The following is an 18,045-nucleotide window of genomic DNA, read 5'->3' on the forward strand; positions in this document are numbered from 1 at the left end:
ACTTATCGTCTAACGACTCAAAGGTACTTGGCTGATTTTCGTGAATATATTGGGACGATAAATAATGAACAAGGGCTTAGAATACACATGACAAGTATATGAAACAACGCTCAAGTGCCGAAACCTTGTTAAAACGCCACCTGTGTAAGATTGAGGCAGTGTTTTCACAACTATGCTGGTTATTTAGTATAGAGCCTGAAAATTCCGTCCTCTAAAGGGATTTTCTCCGTAGCACATCACCCCTTAGGCTGATTATGCTCAAAACATGTTAAACCAAAATCTTTTGCATCAGAACCTTTTCTATATTCTTTGACGATGATAGGTTTCACTTAACGATAGGTGGTAGTTATAAATAGCCTGAAAAACTCTAAAATCAGGAAACTTCAATTTTTGTAAAGTACGTAAAAATTCATAACATTCTGTTCGTGCATGATTTAAATCGTAATCAAAATAAAGATTAAATAGCAAATCACTAAACTTTAGTGTCAGTACTGCGGTAAAGTCTGTCAATTCAATAACAAAAGTATGACTTAATTTCAAATAGTTATTTATAAAATTATACTTCTTATTTGTTAACTGAATTTGCAAATAATTTAAAATTATACTTCCCATATTTTGATCAATTTCCACTTTAGAATCAACCAAATTTTTATATTTTGAATAAGCTTTAACAGCTCGATTCATACACAAATCTAAATTAAAATTTTCTAATCTAAAAATAAAGATTCCATCAACAAATTCTCTAAACTCAATAAGCGACCATTCAGAAGATTCAAGCAAATGTATCTTCAATGGATACGTTGGCTCTAATTGCATATTTAGAGGATTATTTCCGTGCACATATATTTTTACATATGCTAGTGCTGAGATCATTTGACTATCCAGAGAATCCTCCAAATGATACTGCTCATATATGCACTTCAATTCAGAAAAATTGTTTGACGAAGACGCATTGTCGATGTCACGCAACATCTTTTTGAACTTATATTCATTATTTCTATAGTGGATATATTCAAACTCATTTGGAGAAACGTTTAGCCTTTTTAAAATTTCGAAAAATTTACTAGTCTCAATACCTGAAAGTCCATTCTCAAATCGAGATGCAAAGTTTCGTGAAATTATTCCAGTATAAACCATACTTTGTGTTAATTTCCGTTGTTTACGAATTAATCGGATGCTTTCCCCAATTTTTTTCAAATAACCACACTCCCCTTAAGTAACAGCATTTATGCTATATAACGTAACCTTTATGCAACAAAATAACAAATGGATTAAAAATTAGAGTGATAAATTTAATTTAGCAAAGGAGGCAGACATGTTAAGAAATATTTCGCTAATTTCAGCAACCAATATTCTATTTAATCTATCTGTAACAACACTTAATTTTGTGTTTGGCTTATATTTTTTTGAGTTAACGGGATCTGCCTTCATCTTTGGTACATTAACAATTATTGGTCCTATAGTAAGCCTATTACTAACTCCAATAATGGCCAATATTGTAGATCGTATCAACCACAAAAAAATATTGATTTACTCACAATTACTTGCGGCTATTTTTCTTCTTATTTACGAACTTTTTTCTGTTCTTATTAGCTCTAAAAAGCTGCTACTAACTTATGTTTTAATGATTTTAATTCGGATTTGTGAGGAATTGTTTAGTGTCACCTTGAAAGCGACTGTCACGCAGCTAACCATTAAAAATAATTATCAAAAATTCAACAGTTTGATTCAATCCACTACGGCAACAGCAAACATTCTAGGCCCCATCTTGGGTGGCATTGCATACAGTTTAATTGATATAAACATATTTACATTAGGTAGTATTGCTCTTCTTCTAACATCAATACTTTTTACTCGCCATATTTACTTTGAATTTGAGCCTACTCAAGAAAAGCAAGAAAAGATAAACTTTCTTTCTGTCATAGACCTTATTAAACATCGTCCGGAAATCTTTTCCTTAATAATCATTGCAATGTTTCTTAACTTTTTTGCCTCTTCAATTAATATTGGATTACCTGTACTTATTTTGCAGAAATTAAAGTTATCGAAGTTAATTTATAGCTTTTTAGAGAGTCTAACTAGTATAGCTATGCTTGGCGGTGGCATGTTGCTTGTAGTTCTACAAATAAAAGATCAATTAAAATCTATTTATACTTCAATGTTAGCATTTACTATTATCTTAGTGCTATTTGGGATTCCTTTACAAAATTTCGGAGTATTTATTACGATTAGTTATATCAGTGTTCTCGTACTTTGTTTCGGTTTGATAATCGTCTTTGCGAATACTGCAATGACTACTTATTTGCAAGATACTGTACCAACTAATCAGCAGGGCGGAGTTTATTCAATTATCAATGCAATTTCTCAACTATTTGTCCCTTTAGGAGCACTGGGTTATGGACTATTATTTGATAAATTTGACTATACTTTTGTTTTTTTCATCTCAGGAATAAGTGCATTTTCCTTAGTTGTTCCATTACTACTTAGAGGCAAAAAGACTGTTCTTAAAGGAGATAAATCATGAAACCATATCTAATGCAAAGATCTACTGCAAAGATCTACTGGTTATCAATCAATCGGCCAGTCAAAAGATATCGACTTTAAATATTTGTTAAATGGTCAAAATACACCTATAAATTACTGGTCAGTCGAGGCCACCAATTTGTACGCTATGCGGACGACTGTAACATTTATGTCAAAAGTAAGCGTGCTGGTGAGCGAGTCCTGAGGAATATTACTAAATTCCTAGAAAACAGTTTAGAAGTGACAGTCAACAAGAAGAAAACAACGGTTGGGTCACCATTAAGACTAAAGTTCTTGGGATTTACGCTGGGTGTTGATCGAAATGGGGCGTATCCGCGTCCACATGGAATTGCCAAGCAATGTGTCAAACAGTCACTTAAAGTTATGACAGGTCGAAGCCGAAGTATCAGTTGGCAACAATTGATGAAAGAAATTCGTCAGAAAATGCGAGGATGGTTGCAATATTATGGGATTGGTAAGTTGAAGACGTTTATTCAGCAATTGGACACATGGCTTAGAAGTCGTATAAGACAATTGATTTGGAAACGTTGGAAAAAGGCCAAAACCCGAATTCGTCAACTGATGAAAATAGGCATGACAGTAGAGCAAGCCAAGACCAATGCCAATACCCGAAAGGACTATTGGAGAACAGCGCATAGTAAGACGATGTGCTATACGTATACGAATGAAAAGCTGGAGTGTTTTGGACAGATTTATCAGTCCAAGACACTCCAGCTTATTCAGAATACTTAAATTATTGAACCGCCGTATACGGATCCGTACGTACGGTGGTGTGAGAGGTCGGTAATTGAAATAATCAATTACCTCCTACTCGATTGATTATGGTATAGGGCTTTTAGGATGCTGTTGAGAATTTGCAATTAAGCCCGCCAACGCATGTTGTATTCTGGTTGATTCACGGCCTTATCGATCGATTGTCGATGAACTTGAAAGTCGCTGTGATGGTAAAACGCGACTGCTGAACGATTAGCCACATAGACATCAAGTTGTAGCTTGGATTGTTGTGTCTTAGCAGCGTTTAATAGTGCGGTTCCGACGCCCTGTTTTTGGGCTGTAGCGGTTACGAAGATACCCGCAATATAATTGCCTTGTAACCCCAGAAAGCCAATTAACTGGCCCGTCTCGATGGCAATAATCAAGCGTGCGGCCGGTAAAGCAGCCCGCACAGCTGGCAGTTGTTTGCGCCAATAGTCGGCTTTAACAAAGGGGTGGGCGGCCAAGTTCCCAGCCAGCCAAATCGCCATTAATTGATCTAATTGTGACTCAGTTGGTTGTTTCAACGTTTCGATTTGCATAGGATTTCCTTAGTGATGGATTAACAGTCGGACGCGATAGACTGCCGGAATTTTATTTAACGCGTCAATCAATTGTTGGCTACTTTCGTGATCGAGGTCGTCAACATCGATGATGGTGTAAGCCGTATGATCTTTAGCAGCATTGGCCATGGTGGCAATGTTTAGACCGGCCTCAGCCAATTTTGTCGTGATCTGGCTAACCATGTTGGGCACATTTTGATGCATCACCGTGAACCGGTAAGCGGCGTTAAAAGGCACGTTTAAAGTGGGTAAATTGATGGCGTATTGAACATTACCAGTCTCCAAATAAGTCATGATCGTGCGGGCAGCCTGGGTGGCGCCATTGACTTCTGCTTCCAGTGTTGAGCCCCCAATATGAGGCGTGACAGTCACTGCGGTTTGGTTCGCTAATTGGGGTTCACCAAAATCTGTGTAATAATGGGCCACTTGTCCAGCTTTGATCGCGGCGAGTACGGCAGTATTATCAACGATGCCACCGCGTGAGTAATTGAATAATTTGACTCCCGCTGGCATGGCGGCTAAATCCGCCGCACCAATCAGATTTAAGGTGTCTTTACTCTTAGGTACGTGAACGGTCACATAATCCGCGTTTTTGACAGCCATTTGTAAAGTTGCGGCTCGTTGGACTTGTTTGGAGATGTTCCACGCGGCATCCGCTGAAAGATAAGGATCGTAGCCAATAACGTGCATTCCTAAGTCTAAAGCAGCGTTCGCAACTAGTGAGCCAACGTGGCCTAAGCCAACAACGGCGAGTGTTTTTCCAAGGAGTTCTGTCCCGTTAAATTTGGTCTTATCGTGTTCCGTTCGTTGTGAAACATCCGCTTCGGTATGTTCAGCCGAATAGTCAGCGGCGGCGATTAAATTTCGTGAGGCGATGACCAGTAAAGCGATGACCAGTTCTTTGACCGCGTTGGCATTGCTACCAGGCGTGTTAAATACCGCCGTCCCATTAGTCGTGGCAACTTCGAGGGGAATATTATTGACTCCTGCACCGGCCCGCGCGATGACCTTGAGTGAGCTAGGTAACGCTTGATGATGAAGGTCGACGGAACGAATCAAATAAGCATCTGGTTGGTCGGATTGATTAAGGGCATAGTTGCTAGTGAAAGTATCGAGTCCAGCTTGGGCAATCGCATTATAAGTTTTAATTTGATACATTTTAGTTTTCTCCTTTAGCATGGTTAGCTTCAAATGTTGCGAGATAATCAACAAGAGCCTGGACACCGGCCAGTGGCATGGCATTATATAGACTTGCACGCATGCCACCAACTAATCGGTGACCCTTTAAGTTTAATAAACCTTGTTTAGTGGCACCCGCAATCACTTGCGCGTCAATCGCGGGGTCGCCGGTGACAAAGGGCACGTTCATCATTGAACGATCGGCCGGTTTCACGTGACAGGTGAATAATTTTGACTGATCTAAGAAATCATAAAGCAGGGCGGCTTTAACTTGATTACGTTTAGCGATGACGGTCAGACCGCCTTGGGCTTTGAGCCATTTCAACACGAGCCCTGCAGCATAGATGGCGAATACGGGTGGTGTGTTGAACATTGAACGTTTATCGGCAAAAAGCTGATAATCCAGCATGCTTGGTAAGTTTTGCGCTTGACCAATGAGATCTTCACGAACGATGACGATTGTTAAACCAGCGGGGCCAAGATTCTTTTGTGCGCCGGCAAAAATCATGCCAAAATCAGTGACGTTGTAAACTTGACCTAGAAAGTTTGAGGACATATCCGCGACTAACGGCACCCGTCCCGTTTGCGGCAAAGTGGTATAAGCCGTCCCTTCAATGGTGTTGTTCGTTGTGAGGTGAACGTAATCTAGGGCTTGATCGACCGGTGCGTTCAAGGTTGGTAGCGCGGTAAAATGATTACCCGCCGCCGTCGCCAGAATATCAACTTGGGTCTTGACCCGCCGTGCTTCATCGGCGGCGCGACTAGCCCAATGACCACTGTCGAGTAGGCCAATATGATGATGTTTGGTGGCTAAGTTCAAAGGGGCTGCGGTGAATTGCAAGGTCCCGCCGCCTTGGAAAAAGAGTACCCGGTAATTGTCGGGAATCTGCATCAGCTCACGCAGATCGGCTTCAGCATCGTTAATGACTTGATCAAATAGTTGAGAGCGATGGGAGATCTCCATGATACTCATCCCAGAGCCTTGAAATGATGGTAATTCAGCCTGAATTTGATCAATAACTGGCTTAGGCATGACAGCCGGACCAGCAGAAAAGTTATACGTTGTCATAAAAAAATCCCTACTTTCAAATTTAATCATTTATTAACTACAAAAAAAGTCCTAATGGTCATGATTGACCACGAGGACGGTTGATTTCAGTAATAGTTCGGCCCTCGTCATCGAATGTTAGTGGACATCCGTGTTCGGGCTGCATAAGTTCAGACGAATTTAGGCCGACACAGATGTTTGTGTTGACCAGGAGGAGACGATTAAGTTAGCATTACGATTGATAAACATACTGACCACTCCTAAAATTTCGTTGCCTTAAATCTACCAAGTTGGTAAACTTTTGTCAAGACGAAAAATTAGAAATATTAATCTAAGTATTAGAAGTACGTGAATTCTTTTAACGAAATATTAATTTGAAAGTGAGGTAGTTTACGTTATGACAACCTTTTACATTGTTCGCCACGGTCAAACGACCGCCAATGCGCAGGATTTGAAGCAAGGAACGATCAATACGGCCATCACGCACCTGAATGCGGTGGGGGAACAACAAGCACAGGCCCTACAAGCGTCGTTTGATATCAGCTTTGCGGACCGCTTGATCTGTAGCCCGTTAGCGCGGACACAAGAAACTGCGGCAATTTTGAACCATGGCCGTGATTTACCAATCAAAACGGATGACCGCTTGCTAGAAATTTCATATGGACAGTGGGATGGCTTGAAAAATGATGATTTGAAGGCCAAGTATCCGCAGTGTTTTGATGCCGCGTTACAAGATGTTTTGCCGCAATACGTTGAAGTTGCGACCAAAGGGGAGACCTTTGATCACGTGATTGCCCGGGTTCAGCGTTTTCTAACGGAGACTGCCAAGCAGTTTCCAAACGAAAAAATCGTGGTGGTAACGCATGGCTTCACGGTGAAAGCGATGGCGCTCGCGGTGCTACAACCGCGTGATCTGATGAGTTTTCCAGAACCGGAAAATACTAGTGTGACTAAAATTACGGTGGATGCAGGATTAAACCGGTCTTATCTGACTTATTACAATCGGCAAGTGGGCTACTAGTGAGCCTAACATCGTACTAGGAGGTATGTTAATTATGACAAAATATGAATGGCGCAAACAAGACCGTGCGTTGTATTTACCGAAAGCTGAGCCAACGCCGCTACACGTGCCAACGTTCAATTATTATACGATTGCCGGCCATGGTGATCCCAATGCGGCGGATTTTGGTGAGCGGACGGCGGCCTTGTATCAAGCCGCTTACGGGATTCGGATGATGCCGAAAAGTGGTCTAACACCGGCCGGCTATTATGAATACACGGTTTTTCCATTAGAGGGACTATGGACACTTGATCCTGCTAATGTCCGAGCTGACGGCAACTTTGATAAAGCTGATTTAGACTATCAGCTGATGTTACGTCAACCTGATTTTGTGACGCCCGCTTTAGCTGCCGAAAATATTGCGCGGGTGCAAGCGAAGAAAGCTGAGCCATTATTGATGGCGGTTAAGTTTGAAGCGTTGACGGATGGCGACTGTTTGCAAATCTTGCATCGCGGGTCATACGATGATGAACCCGCGACATTCCAACGATTAGCGGACTATGCTGCCGACCGTCAATGGGAACGGCGTACGTTGGCACATAAAGAAATTTATTTGTCTGATCCGCGTCGAACCGTGGCGGCTAAACGTCAAACCGTCTTGCGTTGGCTCATGACGCCACCAAAAGCTTAACGAATCCGCGATTTGGTTCTACAATGGACTATGTTGACTTGGGTCACCCTAGCCTGTTGCTCTCGGGCCCAAGTTGGAACACGTTAGTAGCAGCAACAGCAGACATCACATATCTGCAAACTCCTAAGTGAAGGCAATCCTGACGTTTCGCGAGGACTGCCTTTTTATTTTTGGCAAATTATCATAAAATAATTCTATTAACCAGAGGAGGAAAAAACAATGGCATTTTCAGCAGCCACGACCCGTTATGAGACGTTACCCATTCGACGGGTCGGTAAGACCGGGTTACAATTACCGGCAATTTCATTAGGATTATGGCGCAACTTTGGTGACGAAGCGCCGTTTGAAAATTCACGACGGGTGGTTTTAGACGCCTTTGATCATGGTATTTTTAGTTTTGATTTAGCAAATAATTACGGTCCATCAAAAGGCTCAGCTGAGGAGACCTTTGCCAAGATTTTAGCGCAGGATTTAAAGCCTTACCGTGAAGAATTGGTGATTACGACCAAAGCAGGTTATCCAGCGTGGCCGGGACCATATGGCGCTTTCGGCTCACGAAAAGCACTGATTGGGTCATTGGATCGTAGCTTGCGCCGGATGGACTTAGATTATGTGGATATTTTTTATTCACATCGGCCTGATCCAAACATTGATTTGCAAGAAACCGCGCAGGCTTTAGATTTACTGGTACGGCAAGGAAAAGCTCTGTATGTTGGTATTTCGAACTATACGAAAGCGCAGACGGCTGAAATGATCGGTTATTTCAAGGACATGCAGACGCCCTTTACTGTGAACCAAGTTTCTTATAATATGTTGAATCGCCAAGCAGAAAGCACGGGCTTATTGGATTATTTAGGCCAAAATAATGCCGGTCTAGTGGCTTATGGCCCATTGGCGGAAGGGTTATTGACGCAACGCTATCTCGATGGGATACCGGCCGACTTTCCAATTCATCGTACCAATAAGTATTTGTTGGCAGCAGGCGCAGATACCGTTGTGAAACGTTTAAACGCGCTGAATGCTATTGCCAGTCAACGGGGCCAAACCTTAGCACAGTTGGCGTTAGCTTGGTTATTACGATCAAAAACGGTCACGAGTGTGATTATTGGGACGACGAGTGTGGCACATTTACACGCAAATTTAGCAGCGACACAGCAATTAGCCTTTAGCGATGATGAAGTGCAGCAAATTAAGCAAATTTTAGGTTAACAAAAACGGCTCTGGATTTTCGTCGATGACGAAATCTTGGGCCGTTATTGGGTTGAAGGTAGCGGACTAAAAGTCGCAAAAAATAGTCATCAAAATGTAATTATAAGTATCGAACACACGTTCTAAAAGTGTGCTATGATTAGGTTACTATTTTCGATGAGGTGATCTGAATGGAACAGTTGAAAACGCTGGAAGCATCATTATTACAAGCATATGAATTGAATTGTGTCGTACGTTTGACCCTGACGGATGGTCAGCGACCGAGTGGCTTAATTGCAGCGGTTGATGACGAAAACGTCTTTCTGAATCAACAGGCTGGGGTCGTCAATCAAATGAAAATCAGCGATGTGACTGAGATTGCCTTTTTGAAAGAACCTTGGTGGCAACGTTAAAAAATCGGGTGGATTTGCCAATGACAGATCACCCGATTTTAGTTACAGTTGATATTTTTGACGAATTTCTTGTTTCCGAAATTCCGTGATTCGACGTACTAGGTCAAGTGGTAAGGGCTGGTCTAATGGCAATTGAATGGCCCCTTTGCTGGTCTTGTAAGGTGTCAGTTCTGTCGCAAAGGCCGCCACGCCGCTGGCAGTTGGATACAAGCCAATGTGATGTTTGAATAGGGCGAAGTGGATCACATTCTCGTGCCAATAAAAGGTCGGCATCTGGTATTTGAGTTGTTCTGCTGCCGTCGGTAAGCTGGTCAGAATCGTTGTCCTCAGCGAATTCAACGCAGGTTGATAAGCACTGGGGGTTGCAGCAATATACTTTTCAATAGGGGTCATAGCAGTCACTACTCCTTAACACGTAATTGTTTTACTAGTTCAGCATCTGGTCGCACCGTGATCGTGCTGGCTTTGCCAGAAAAAGTAACTAAGCCAGATTTAGCCCCCTTAGGCTTACGCAATTGGCTGACTTTGAGTACGTCGACAGGCACCCGTGATTGCTTACGCCCCTTACTGTAATAAGCGGTTAGGACCGCCGCTTCCTGAAGCGTCTGTTGACTAGGCTGATTGCTGTGGATAACGACATGTGATCCCGCGAGCTCGCTCACGTGCATCCAGTAATAGTCTTTGCGTGCAGTCAGCGTTAGGTGATCGTTTTGTTCACTGTTTTTACCGACTTCAACTAAGACGTGGTCACTCGTATAAAAACGGCGTGGATGTGCTGGCTCAGGGGCTTTTGAGGAATGTAGGACTTTTGTTTTGAGTGCGCCTTCGGTAATGAGTTCTTGTTTGACGGTTGCGACTTGATCAGCGTCTTCGGCCTCGAAATTTTTCTGACGGGCTACTTGTTGCTTGAGCTCGGCTTCAGCTTGGTCACGATTGCTCATGACGGTCTGAAGGCCCCGCTTATCTTTACGATACTGATGAAAATAAGCTTCAGCGTTAGCCATAATTGATTTGGTCACATCAAGTTGAATGGCTAGTTCTTGACCAGGATTACGATAATCAGGCAAAACGACAAAGTGATGACGGCCCTCAATTTGGCTGGCATAAGTTTTGAGTAGGGTGCCTTTCACTTGTAATTCAGTAGCATCATCAACGCGGTCAATGGCGCGAGTTAAGGCTTCAATTTGTTTGTTGGTTCGATGGATCTGCCGAGTCATCGCTTGTTGAACTAAGGTGGCATCGGTTGTTTCGGCTTGGTTTGACATAATTGCCCATCCTTTTTTGAAATTATTGCTATTTTTAGTATACCGCAGGCAAAATAATCCAGCAGGCTTCATGAAAATTCGGTATCCTAGTAGAGGGAGTGTGATTGTGATGCAAAAAACGTTAATTATTAATGCTGGGAGCTCGTCTCTGAAATGGCAGTTATTTGAAATGCCAGCAGAAACAGTCCTAGCTAGTGGTATGGTCGAACGGATCAGTATGCCAGGTTCGATTTTTACGATTAAGTATGGTGACCATCAAAAATTTGAAACAACAGTTGATAATTTAGATCAAGGTCAAGCGGCCAAAATGATGTTGACAGAATTACAACGCTTGGCAGTTATTCAATCGTTAAGTGAGATTACTGCCGTGGCCCACCGCGTCGTTGCCGGTGGCGAAACTTTTAAGCATGCGGTCGAAGTCACGCCAACGGTGCTAGCTGAGATCAAAGGGTTAAGTGATTTTGCACCATTGCATAATCCAATGGAAGCCCAAGGCATTGAAACAATGGCCCAAACCTTGCCTAACGTGAAACAATATGCGGTCTTTGACAGTCAATTCTTTACTGATTTGCCTGAAATGAACGCCATTTATAGCTTACCTTATGAGTTAACCCAAAAATATCATATTCGACGTTATGGCGAACATGGTATTTCTCACGGTTATTTAACAGGTCGTGCAGCTGAATTATTGAACAAACCTAAGTCAGACGTTGATTTGGTCACGTTACACTTGGGAAGTGGCGCGTCATTGGCAGCCGTCAAAAATGGCAAAGCTTTCGATACGTCGATGGGCTTTACCCCATTGACAGGGGTGACCATGGGAACGCGAGCCGGCGATTTAGATCCGGCGGTCCTACCATTCTTGATGAAAGAATTGAAGATCAGTGATCCTAATGAAATTATGATGATGTTTAATAACGACTCCGGATTACTAGGTGTTTCTGGCATTTCACCAGATATGCGTGAGATTAAAGCTCAGGAACAGACGAATCCACGTGCAAAATTAGCCATTGATATTTTTGTTAATCGTATTGCGAAATACGCTGGCAGTTACTTGACTGAATTGCACGGCGCCGATGCCGTCATTTTTGCTGGTGGTATTGGTGAACATAACGCTGAGTTGCGGCAACAAATTATCACTGAACTACAAGTCTTTGGCGTTAAATTGGATGCTAAGTTGAACGCTGCCGGCCATGAAGGTGTGATTAGCGCGGCTGATTCAGCCATCAAAGTCCTATTGATTCCAACGAACGAAGAATTGGCGATGGTTCGACAAGTTGCCGCCTTACAACAGTAAATTAAGCTTTTTTAAAACTGGAACAAGTTACTAGGTATCATGCTGATTACCATGCTAAACTAATTTCCAAGAGCAGGAATGTTCAACCAGCGGTCGTGACGACCGTAAGGAGGGAAGCGCCTTAGTTGGCGCGGATAGATGATCGGTTTATTGATTGCTTTGGTAATTGGATTCTGGTTGCTGAAAGTTGTCTTTAAAGTTGGTTTTTGGCTACTAGGATTAGTGGCAATGGTCGTGATTGGCTTATTTCTCATTCGAGTGGTTTTATGGCTTGGATTAGCAGTAGCAGCAATCGGCGGCCTAGCACTCTTAGCGATACCATTTCATAGCTAAACGATAAAAAATAATAGGGTCTGAATTTAGTGATTGCTTGCTAATTCAGGTCCTATTTTAATTTTATCGTCAAATTAACGAACTAATGAGTCTGCTGCAAGGTGGTTAACGGCATCGCTACTTCTGTGAGAGTAACTGGTTTGCCAGTCTCGGCAGTTAACTGATTTGTAAAGAAATGTCATTGAAGGATTACAGCAAAGTCCCCAGCCAGACCATGGCTAAGCCACCCACTAAGCTCAAGCTAAGATACCAACTAGCCGTTTGGTAATGACGACTTTGAACGAGGAGCACGATTTCATTAATCATCGTGGAAAAGGTGGTCAAGCCACCCATAATACCGGTGCCAAGAAATAACTGCCAAAGCATGGGTAGCGAGCTGGTCATATCCCAGCCCAGTAATAAGGCGCCAACTAAATTAAGGCTTAGGGTTGCCCAAGGGAGGGCGTGGCGCTGATTCAATGGTTTGGTGAGTTGCATGACCGTGTAGCGAATCAGTGCTCCTAGAGCAGCACCTAAACTGACAATACTGATCATGATTAACATTAGAATTTGCCCTCCGGTAACCAGTGTGTGCTCAATAAATTACCGGCAATGCCGGCTAACAGACCCAAGCCTAGACTGGCCGAAATATAGGCCAACACTAAAACGCTATGTCCTTGTTGCATGAGCTGTAGCGTTTCAAATGTGAATGTTGAGAAAGTGGTGAAACTGCCAATTAGGCCGACACTCATACCGGTAATCACTGATTCAGATAATGGCAATTTTGCCGGAAGTAATGTTGTGACGAGGCTGAGTAGAAAGGCTCCCGTGATGTTAATCAGAACGGTGAGCCAGAAATGTTGTGGCCAGCTGACAAGTAGATTGAGCCACTCCCGTAACCCACCACCCAACAGTGCGAAAATGATAATTGCAAAAACTTTTTTCAATGGGCGTCATCCTTTCAGAAAATAAGTCTAGTTTACACTAGATCACTTACTTGTGTGAGTTGCAAAACAAGTTAAAACATGCTAATCTATGAATCAACTTATGAAAACACGGGGTATTCAGCCAATGCGTAACTAATTAATTCTAGTAAATTACCAGTCAATCACCTAATCAACAGGGGTGGACTGTCTTTTTCGGGATTAATTCGTTATGCTGGCGGAATACCAATGCCAGCGGTCTCTAATCGAGAGCGTTTTTTTGTGCATAGCTTTAATCCCTGAACCTAAGGGGGAATTTTGAATGACTGAAATAAAATTATCAAATATTGAAAAACTAATTAATGGCCGACTGTTATTTACCATTCCGCAACTATTAGCGACTGGGCGCGATCATATTGGCATTGTTGGCCGGAATGGTGCTGGCAAATCGACATTAGCACATCTGTTAACAGGTGCTGACCAAGACTACACCGGTCAACGATTGGTGGACGCACCAGTAACTTATGTGACGCAGATTGCGCCAACTGAAGACCGAAGCGGTGGGCAAGCGATGATGGCACGTGTTCGTGAGGCACTTAGTGGGCGCCCTGAAATTTTAATTTTAGACGAACCCTCATCAAATTTGGATGAACCTCACCAAGCTTGGCTGATTAAAAAATTGCGTCAGTATCACGGGTTACTATTATTGATCTCACATGATCGTCAACTATTGAACGCAGTCACAACACAGACTTGGGCAGTGAGTCATCAAGTCTTTACAGCATATGCTGGCAATTATGCGGCATACATGGCGCAAAAGGCACAAACGATCGCCACGCAGCAGGCGGCTTATACACGCCAAAATCGGCACGAACATGATTTGAAATTGGCGATGCAAGCGCGCAAAGAAAAAGCTCAGCGTATTCGGAAAGGCAACCGGCGCATGACGGCTAGTGAACGGTCAAATTCTAAGTCGCTTCGTGAGGCCACCGCTGCTAAGATGGATCGGACAGCGAAGAATTTGATGACGCGGGCCGCTCGTGAAGCGACCGTTACTAAACCTTTTACCCAAGTTGGGTTTAAACTAGTTGCGACCGATTTTCCAGCTTTTACTGGGAAAACAGTTGTCTCAGCTAGTGATTTAACGCTACATGAATATGATGAAACGCTACTCAAACAAACCAGCTTTCAAATTAAGCCTGGTGACCGTGTCGCTTTAACGGGTCCAAACGGTTGTGGTAAAACCACTTTATTGACTGCTATCTTGACCGGTCATCCCGGGTTATCAGTCTCACCATCGGCTAAAATTGGGGTCTTCAAGCAGGACATGACTGCGTTAGAGGGTCACCTGACTGTTTGGCAGACTGTGCGTGCGGCTAGTCAATTGCCGGACCAAACGATCCGTAATATTATGGGTGCGCTAGGCTTGCCGGCAAGATTTTACGAGCAAGCTGTCGCAGGATTAAGCGGTGGTGAATTGGTTAAGTTACAGTTGGTTTGTATCTTAGTGGGCGCCTATAATGTTTTGATGCTAGATGAGCCCACGAATTACTTGGACGTGGATGCCTTAGATGCGTTGGCGGACTATTTACAAAACTATCCGGGCACGATTATCTTTGTTTCCCATGATGTGGTTTTTCGGCAACAAGTGACGACACGAACTTTAGCTTTTAAACAACAACACTTAGTTGATCCTGATCAAGTGGCAGTGAAGGCTAGCGCCCCATCTGATTTACCCTTACTACAATTTAAGTATGACCAATTGATGGCTGACCCCGAAGCATCTACGGCTGATATTCAAAAGTTGCGTGACCAAATTGAGGCGGCAAAAAAATAAAAGTGTTCAAAATTGGATTAGGACGACTTGGCTGATTTTGGATAATAAAATAGATTGATAACTACTCAAAAGTTGAGTGGCTATCAATCTATTTTTGTCAGACCCGTATTAAGGCGAGCGCTGCCCCGCTTAATGCCAAGGAATGACGAAGATTCCGAGTTGCATGAGAATTAGCCCAATGATGAAAATGGCCCAATCCTGCCAACGTAAGACACAGTGACGGTAGTGTGTGCGGGGAGCATCTTCAACAAAGCCATGCGAGATCATTGCCTGTGCTAAATTCTGTGACCAATTAATGGAAACTAAAACGGCTTTGAAATACAGTTTGGGCGACCAGAAAGAAAGTTGCTGCCCGCGCATCAAGCCAGCTGCGCGAATGATTTGTACCTCATGTTGAATCTTAGGTACCAAATTGTAGGCAGCTAAGACACCATAAGCGAACTTGGCAGGTAAATGCCAGTTTTGTTCCAGGGAGTCGGCCAGTTGCAAAATATTGGTCGTTAACGTAAAAGTGGCACCCGTAAACACAAAAGCATAGATTCGTGTAAATAAGACCCAAGCCATGAGTGTTTTATCGCCGCTACCATTAATGTATTGGGTACTCCAAAGACCAATAGCGGGTAAGAGGGGCACAATTAACAGCCAGCCAATCGTTCGTAACTTGATGCGATGCGCCAGCAAATAAATAATGGCGAGGCCGACTAAAGCGACGTTCAAACTAATCACTAGGCTAAAAGAAATTTCGAGCGCAATCACGAATAACAATAAGAGTTTGATACTGGGATTCATCTGAGCGCCCCCCGGTATTGCAATTGATGGTGATCAAAGCGCAAATGATAATCAATGAGTGGTGTTAATCCAGTCAATTGATGACTAATGATAACAAGCGATTGCTGCGTGACCGCGATGGTGTTCTGTAAGAGTGCCACCAGCGCTTGTACCGATTTCAAATCCAATCCCTTTAATGGTTCATCCATCAGTAGGACTGGTGATTGCATGATTAGCATCAGTAGAATTTGCAGCTTCTTTTTTTGCCCCTCGCTCAAGGTATAAATGACTTGATCTTCGTGACCAACGAGGTTCAGCTGCTGCATTGCCGCGGTAATGCGTGCGGATGTAAAATAATTTCCGTAGGCATATTTCTGACTTTGCGCCAGTTCTTCGGCAACGGTAATCGTTAAGAATTGCGTCTCAGCGTCTTGAAATAATAGCGCTACTTGACGGGCATAGCGTTTGCGGCGAAGTCGCTGAATGTCATCACCTAAATAAGTAATCTGTCCGGTATAGCTGGTTAGACGAACGAGACTTTCAAATAAGGTCGATTTACCACTACCATTAGGCCCAGTAATTAAGGTATTCCGATGTAACCATAGTGTCAGATCAGTTGGCTGTAACAGTTGATGGCGGCCTTGTTCTAACGCTACTTGTTGTAAGTGAAATAGTGGTTGGTCCTGATTGGTCGGTAGCGGCCACAGTTGATCCGGTTGATTAGCCCGTGCAAAGGCCGCAAATAGTGCTGGCCAATCGGCAGTTGGTAGCGTGGTTAATTGCCGCGTTGGGGTAATCTGAACGACTTGATCGACCAACGTCGCGTAGTCCGTTAAATCATGATCTGCTAAAATAATAGTTTTACCTGCTTGGTCGCGCAACTGAACGAGTCGTTTCAATAAACTTGCTCTGGCTGCGGGATCGACGCTGGCGAAAGGTTCATCTAATAAGATGACATCACTATCCATGGCAACGATTACTGCGAGGGCCACTTTTTGTTTTTCCCCACCGGATAAGTGGTTGAGCTGACGTTGCCGCAGCGCGCTAATGCCAACGAAATTAAGGGCTGTCGTAATTTTGCTATCAATCGCTGCAGGCGCAACTTGCTGATTCTCTAACGCAAAGATCAGCTCGTTTTCAACGGTATCCATGGCAAATTGTTGATTTGGATTTTGAAACATTAAAGCGACTTGGTTAGCACGCTCAGTGGGTGCAATTGAGGCGAGATCCTGTCCGTCGTAGCGGATAACGCCTTGTGCATTTGGCAACGGCATTAGGCCAGTCATTAACTTGAGTAGCGTTGATTTACCCGTACCTGAAGGACCAGTGAGCAATGTAAATTGGTGCGTTTTAAACGTTAGGTTAACGTGATTCAAGGTTGGCGCTTGCGCCTCCGGGTACGTGTAAGATAGATTTTCCAGCGCAATGTTCGCCATAACGATTCCTCGATTCTAGTTCGTGTGTGTGAACTTCAAGACGTGACTTCGGTCCAACATATTTGTGATTAAACGGGTCAGAACGCCGCCAAACAAGAACATTGAACAGAAGCGCACCACGAAGTATAAGATCAGTAGCCATAATTGTAGTTTGAAGTAGCCATTACGAGCGAGGTCCCAACCAAAAGTAATGATCGTGGTCGTGAATGCCGAAGCGGTTAAACCCAGCCAATCATAGTGTTTGTAACGGGTGACGATGTAGCCAAGTTCGGCACCGAAACCTTGGGTCACACCAGAAATTAAAGTTGAAATGCCCCATTGACCCCCGAAAAACATTTCAACGGTGGCAGCAAGCAATTCGCCCAATGTGGCAGAACCCTTTAAACGTAAGAGATAGCCAGCCAACATCCCTGGCATACACCAGAGCCCCAATAAAATCTCATTAGCGAGCCCCGATAAACCGACGGGTGCGAGGGCGGCGGTTAGAACGTCGTAAACGTAGTTAGTCCCCATAAAGATCGCACCAAAGAAAATCCCAATTAACGCGATTAAGATAATGTCACTTAATCGCCATGCTTTTGCCCATTTCATAATCAAAAAACCTCCCAAAGTTGTTATCATTCATGCCACCGTGCGACAAAAAACGGTCATCACTAGTTTTGACAACTAAGTGATGACCGGCTAAAGTCTGTTTGATGGTTCTCCAAATAAGCATTGCTCCCTTGCGCTGGCATTATCCAGATCAGGTTCAATGGGTATTATCTCAGCCGAATGGCACCCCAGTTGCTATGAATGATTAGTTTCAGTGTAAACGAATTCAGGGTGCAA

At 43.4% G+C, this 18,045-nt stretch carries 19 protein-coding genes, 1 pseudogene and 1 riboswitch; of the genes and pseudogenes, 9 read left to right on the forward strand and 11 right to left on the reverse strand.

What is annotated here, in order from left to right:
• Window positions 1-300 precede the first annotated feature (300 nt).
• Window positions 301-1,197: a helix-turn-helix domain-containing protein gene (locus RA086_RS00875; protein ID WP_308702045.1), complete on the reverse strand. Its 897-nt coding sequence runs from the start codon at window positions 1,195-1,197 to the stop codon at window positions 301-303.
• A 118-nt stretch (window positions 1,198-1,315) separates the two neighbouring features.
• On the opposite strand from RA086_RS00875, the gene RA086_RS00880 reads away from it, so the two are divergent.
• Window positions 1,316-2,524, forward strand: a complete 1,209-nt coding sequence (locus RA086_RS00880) for an MFS transporter (RefSeq protein WP_308702046.1) — start codon at window positions 1,316-1,318, stop codon at window positions 2,522-2,524.
• A 110-nt stretch (window positions 2,525-2,634) separates the two neighbouring features.
• A pseudogene (locus tag RA086_RS00885) lies at window positions 2,635-3,276 on the forward strand (group II intron maturase-specific domain-containing protein); the annotation flags it as partial.
• 128 nt (window positions 3,277-3,404) lie between these two features.
• On the opposite strand, the gene RA086_RS00890 reads toward RA086_RS00885, so the two are convergent.
• From RA086_RS00890 to serC, 3 genes are read right to left on the reverse strand one after another with little or no spacing between them, the layout of a single operon-like run.
• On the reverse strand, window positions 3,405-3,839 hold the full coding sequence (locus RA086_RS00890) for a GNAT family N-acetyltransferase (protein WP_308702047.1): 435 nt from the start codon (window positions 3,837-3,839) through the stop codon (window positions 3,405-3,407).
• A 9-nt stretch (window positions 3,840-3,848) separates the two neighbouring features.
• The gene (locus RA086_RS00895) at window positions 3,849-5,018 is read right to left on the reverse strand and encodes a phosphoglycerate dehydrogenase (RefSeq protein ID WP_308702048.1); all 1,170 of its coding nucleotides are present in this window, start codon (window positions 5,016-5,018) and stop codon (window positions 3,849-3,851) included.
• Window position 5,019: 1 nt separating this feature from the next.
• Entirely contained in the window at window positions 5,020-6,108 is a 1,089-nt protein-coding gene (gene serC, locus RA086_RS00900) for a 3-phosphoserine/phosphohydroxythreonine transaminase (protein ID WP_308702049.1), read from the reverse strand.
• Between the two features lie 376 nt (window positions 6,109-6,484).
• Here serC and RA086_RS00905 point away from each other — a divergent pair, with 376 nt between their 5' ends.
• The 4 genes from RA086_RS00905 (at window position 6,485) to RA086_RS00920 (ending at window position 9,379) form a co-directional block, all read left to right on the forward strand.
• Complete coding sequence (locus RA086_RS00905) at window positions 6,485-7,108, forward strand: histidine phosphatase family protein (protein WP_308702050.1); 624 nt, start codon at window positions 6,485-6,487, stop codon at window positions 7,106-7,108.
• A 34-nt stretch (window positions 7,109-7,142) separates the two neighbouring features.
• Window positions 7,143-7,778: a GyrI-like domain-containing protein gene (locus RA086_RS00910; protein ID WP_308702051.1), complete on the forward strand. Its 636-nt coding sequence runs from the start codon at window positions 7,143-7,145 to the stop codon at window positions 7,776-7,778.
• Between the two features lie 219 nt (window positions 7,779-7,997).
• Window positions 7,998-8,987: an aldo/keto reductase gene (locus RA086_RS00915; protein WP_308702052.1), complete on the forward strand. Its 990-nt coding sequence runs from the start codon at window positions 7,998-8,000 to the stop codon at window positions 8,985-8,987.
• 170 nt (window positions 8,988-9,157) lie between these two features.
• Complete coding sequence (locus tag RA086_RS00920) at window positions 9,158-9,379, forward strand: hypothetical protein (RefSeq protein WP_308702053.1); 222 nt, start codon at window positions 9,158-9,160, stop codon at window positions 9,377-9,379.
• A 42-nt stretch (window positions 9,380-9,421) separates the two neighbouring features.
• Here RA086_RS00920 and RA086_RS00925 read toward each other — a convergent pair whose 3' ends face one another.
• Entirely contained in the window at window positions 9,422-9,772 is a 351-nt protein-coding gene (locus tag RA086_RS00925) for an iron chaperone (RefSeq protein ID WP_308702054.1), read from the reverse strand.
• An 8-nt stretch (window positions 9,773-9,780) separates the two neighbouring features.
• The gene (locus RA086_RS00930; RefSeq protein WP_308702055.1) at window positions 9,781-10,644 is read right to left on the reverse strand and encodes an NFACT RNA binding domain-containing protein; all 864 of its coding nucleotides are present in this window, start codon (window positions 10,642-10,644) and stop codon (window positions 9,781-9,783) included.
• A gap of 109 nt (window positions 10,645-10,753) precedes the next feature.
• Between RA086_RS00930 and RA086_RS00935 the strand changes: the two genes are divergently transcribed.
• Together RA086_RS00935 and RA086_RS00940 are read left to right on the forward strand one after the other, a co-directional pair.
• Window positions 10,754-11,941, forward strand: coding sequence for an acetate/propionate family kinase (locus tag RA086_RS00935; protein WP_308702056.1), 1,188 nt, complete (start codon window positions 10,754-10,756; stop codon window positions 11,939-11,941).
• A 138-nt stretch (window positions 11,942-12,079) separates the two neighbouring features.
• Window positions 12,080-12,274 carry a small multidrug resistance protein gene (locus RA086_RS00940; RefSeq protein ID WP_308702057.1) on the forward strand — a complete coding sequence of 65 codons (195 nt, stop codon included), beginning with the start codon at window positions 12,080-12,082 and terminating at the stop codon, window positions 12,272-12,274.
• A gap of 189 nt (window positions 12,275-12,463) precedes the next feature.
• On the opposite strand, the gene crcB is transcribed toward RA086_RS00940, so the two are convergent.
• Window positions 12,464-12,817: a fluoride efflux transporter CrcB gene (gene crcB, locus RA086_RS00945; RefSeq protein WP_308702058.1), complete on the reverse strand. Its 354-nt coding sequence runs from the start codon at window positions 12,815-12,817 to the stop codon at window positions 12,464-12,466.
• The gene (locus tag RA086_RS00950) at window positions 12,817-13,200 is read right to left on the reverse strand and encodes a fluoride efflux transporter FluC (protein ID WP_308702059.1); all 384 of its coding nucleotides are present in this window, start codon (window positions 13,198-13,200) and stop codon (window positions 12,817-12,819) included. Before RA086_RS00950 ends, crcB begins: the two co-directional genes overlap by 1 nt.
• Window positions 13,201-13,498: 298 nt before the next feature.
• On the opposite strand from RA086_RS00950, the gene RA086_RS00955 reads away from it, so the two are divergent.
• Window positions 13,499-15,013 carry an ATP-binding cassette domain-containing protein gene (locus RA086_RS00955; protein WP_308702060.1) on the forward strand — a complete coding sequence of 505 codons (1,515 nt, stop codon included), beginning with the start codon at window positions 13,499-13,501 and terminating at the stop codon, window positions 15,011-15,013.
• Between the two features lie 129 nt (window positions 15,014-15,142).
• Here the strand turns inward: RA086_RS00955 and RA086_RS00960 are convergent, their stop codons facing one another.
• The 3 genes from RA086_RS00960 to RA086_RS00970 are packed head-to-tail and all read right to left on the reverse strand — an operon-like array spanning window position 15,143 to window position 17,808.
• Complete coding sequence (locus RA086_RS00960; RefSeq protein WP_308702061.1) at window positions 15,143-15,802, reverse strand: energy-coupling factor transporter transmembrane component T family protein; 660 nt, start codon at window positions 15,800-15,802, stop codon at window positions 15,143-15,145.
• The gene (locus RA086_RS00965) at window positions 15,799-17,217 is read right to left on the reverse strand and encodes an ABC transporter ATP-binding protein (protein WP_308702062.1); all 1,419 of its coding nucleotides are present in this window, start codon (window positions 17,215-17,217) and stop codon (window positions 15,799-15,801) included. The genes RA086_RS00960 and RA086_RS00965 overlap by 4 nt, the downstream gene beginning before the upstream one ends.
• A gap of 15 nt (window positions 17,218-17,232) precedes the next feature.
• Complete coding sequence (locus RA086_RS00970) at window positions 17,233-17,808, reverse strand: ECF transporter S component (RefSeq protein WP_308702063.1); 576 nt, start codon at window positions 17,806-17,808, stop codon at window positions 17,233-17,235.
• 108 nt (window positions 17,809-17,916) lie between these two features.
• Window positions 17,917-18,009: riboswitch (TPP riboswitch) on the reverse strand.
• Window positions 18,010-18,045: the final 36 nt, after the last annotated feature.

Source organism: Lactiplantibacillus brownii, from assembly GCF_031085375.1.
Lineage (GTDB): Bacteria > Bacillota > Bacilli > Lactobacillales > Lactobacillaceae > Lactiplantibacillus > Lactiplantibacillus brownii.